2 protein-coding genes are annotated in these 2,466 nt (G+C 30.2%); one reads left to right on the plus strand and one right to left on the minus strand.

The features are described from left to right. A partial coding sequence (locus Q0649_RS19230; RefSeq protein ID WP_298845727.1) for a bifunctional diguanylate cyclase/phosphodiesterase occupies positions 1–1,435 on the plus strand: 1,435 nt, incomplete at its 5' end. Positions 1,436–1,649: 214 nt separating this feature from the next. On the opposite strand, the gene Q0649_RS19235 is transcribed toward Q0649_RS19230, so the two are convergent. Next, positions 1,650–2,466, minus strand: an 817-nt coding sequence (locus Q0649_RS19235) for an HD-GYP domain-containing protein (protein WP_298845729.1), incomplete at its 5' end; no start/stop codon positions are given.

Here is a 2,466-nt window from a genome sequence, read left to right on the forward strand (position 1 = left end):
CCAAGAGGTCCAGACTAAAAAGATTAGCTTTTTCCTAAATCGTACACTTAGTGAGATAGAAGATAAAAATTCGCAATTAATAATAAGAAATGAAGAGATTACATCTTTATATAAAGATATTAAACTTTCCGAAATAAAAATCAAGCATCTTGCTTATCATGATTATCTAACAGGTCTTCCCAATCGTTTATTATTATCTGAACAAATTAATCATGCTATACTATTATCAAGTCGCAAAAATAAAGTGCTAGCAATTATTTTTTTGGATTTAGATGATTTTAAAATGATTAATGATACCATGGGACATGACATTGGTGATTTACTATTAGTAGAGGTATCTAAAACATTGATGAATTCACTTAGAAAATGTGATACTATTGCGAGAATTGGTGGGGATGAATTCATTATCTTGATAGAAGATATAGAAAATATGGAGTCTATTAACACGATATTAGAGAAAATTATTAAATGCTTTAATGAACCATTTATACTTAATAATCAAGATTGCTTTATTACTACAAGTATTGGCGTTGCTTTGTACCCAACAGATGGGGAAAATGCAGAAGCGTTGATGAAAAATGCCGATATAGCAATGTATAAGGCTAAGGAAAAAGGTAAGAACAAATATATGCTTTGTACTCCTGTAATGAAAACCACTGTCACTGAAACGATGAAAATGACCAATAGCTTATACCGAGCAATGGAACGAAATGAATTAGAATTATATTATCAACCTCAAGTAAACTGTACTTCTAATCAGATTATTGGATTAGAAGCGTTAATAAGATGGAACCACCCCCAACTTGGAATGGTTTTGCCCGGAAAATTTATTCCTATTGCTGAACAGACTGGATTAATTATTTCCATTGGAGAATGGGTTCTACGAACTGCATGCACTCAAAATAAACTGTGGCAGAGTGCTGGATTTTATCCAATTCGTATAGGGGTTAACCTTTCAGCAAAACAATTTCAAAATGACACTCTTATAAAGGATGTAGAGGACATTTTAAGAGAAACAGGCTTGGACTGTAAGTATTTAGAATTTGAAATTACAGAAAGTGCTGTAATGAAAGACAGAGGTCATATTGCTAAAATTTTAAGCACTTTTAAGAAGATGGGAATTCATATTGCAATTGATGATTTTGGAACCGAATATTCCTCTTTAAACTATTTAAAACAATTACCTATAGACAGAATTAAAATTCCAATAACATTTATTAAGGGTATTGATGTTGATCCAAAAGATGAAGCAATAACAAAAGCTATTATTATATTGGCTAAAGATATGGGTTTAGGTGTCATAGCAGAAGGCGTTGAAACAAAAAGTCAACTCGATATTATAAATAAGGGAATGTGCGATGAAATACAAGGATTTTATTATTTCAAGCCCATGCCTGCCAATGAGATAGAAAAATTATTTAAAAATTGTAGATAGATTCCTACATGTTACTTTTAAATATAATTACCATAGATACAAGAAAATGTTGAAAATATGCCCTGTTTTTAATTGTGCAGATAACTATTCTTCTTAATTATTTACATCTGCAAAATTGCTAGGTGTTACCGTTTCTGCACATTTTGTGGCAAGATCTTTGATTTGTTTAATTAGTTCATCTTTTGATGTGTTTGCCCTTATATGGGTTTCTGAATTATTTAGAATGATAATGCGTTTCTTTTAAGTTTTTTATAAAAGCATCCAAAGAATCATTAAAAATTACTGTGAAAATATCTTCATTTTTTACTTGTTTAAACTTTAAATCTAAGATGTCTTTATACCTCAATATTGTATCAATTTTACTTAAAAAAAGATCTACTAATTCACCATCAAAATGTTTATTCCTGTCTTCTTTTAATATTTTTATACAAGTTTCAATTGGATAAGCTTTTTTATATACTCGATCATTAGCCAATGCATCAAAAACATCTGTAATAGCTACTATTCTAGCACTTAATGGAATATTATTTCCCATAAGACCTAACGGATAACCACTACCATCCCACTTTTCATGATGACCTAATGCTACTTCACAGCCTATTTTAACAATATCTTGGTTTGAATTACCAAGGATTTTTTTACCAATTAATGTATGAGTTTTCATTATATTGAATTCTTCGGTTGTAAGTTTTCCGGGTTTTAAAAGAATCGCATCTGAAATACCTATTTTACCAATATCATGCATTAAAGCCGCGTAACTCATTAACCTATTTTTTTCTTTAGATGTCTCTACCATATTATATAAAAAGGATGAATATAAACTAATTCTAACCATGTGTAATGCTGTATTCTCGTCATTGTATTCAGCAGCATAACATAAACGCTTTATAATTTCGTCGGTCAATTCTATATTTTCAGTCACTGCATCTTCAAGCAAAGTATTTTTCGCTACCAATTGAGTGTTTTTATCCTCTATCTCACTAAGTGTACGATTTAGGAAAAAGCTCATTTTTTTAGTAACAGTCTCTTGC

It is taken from the genome of uncultured Clostridium sp., assembly GCF_937920395.1.
Taxonomy (GTDB): Bacteria; Bacillota; Clostridia; order Clostridiales; family Clostridiaceae; genus Clostridium_AD.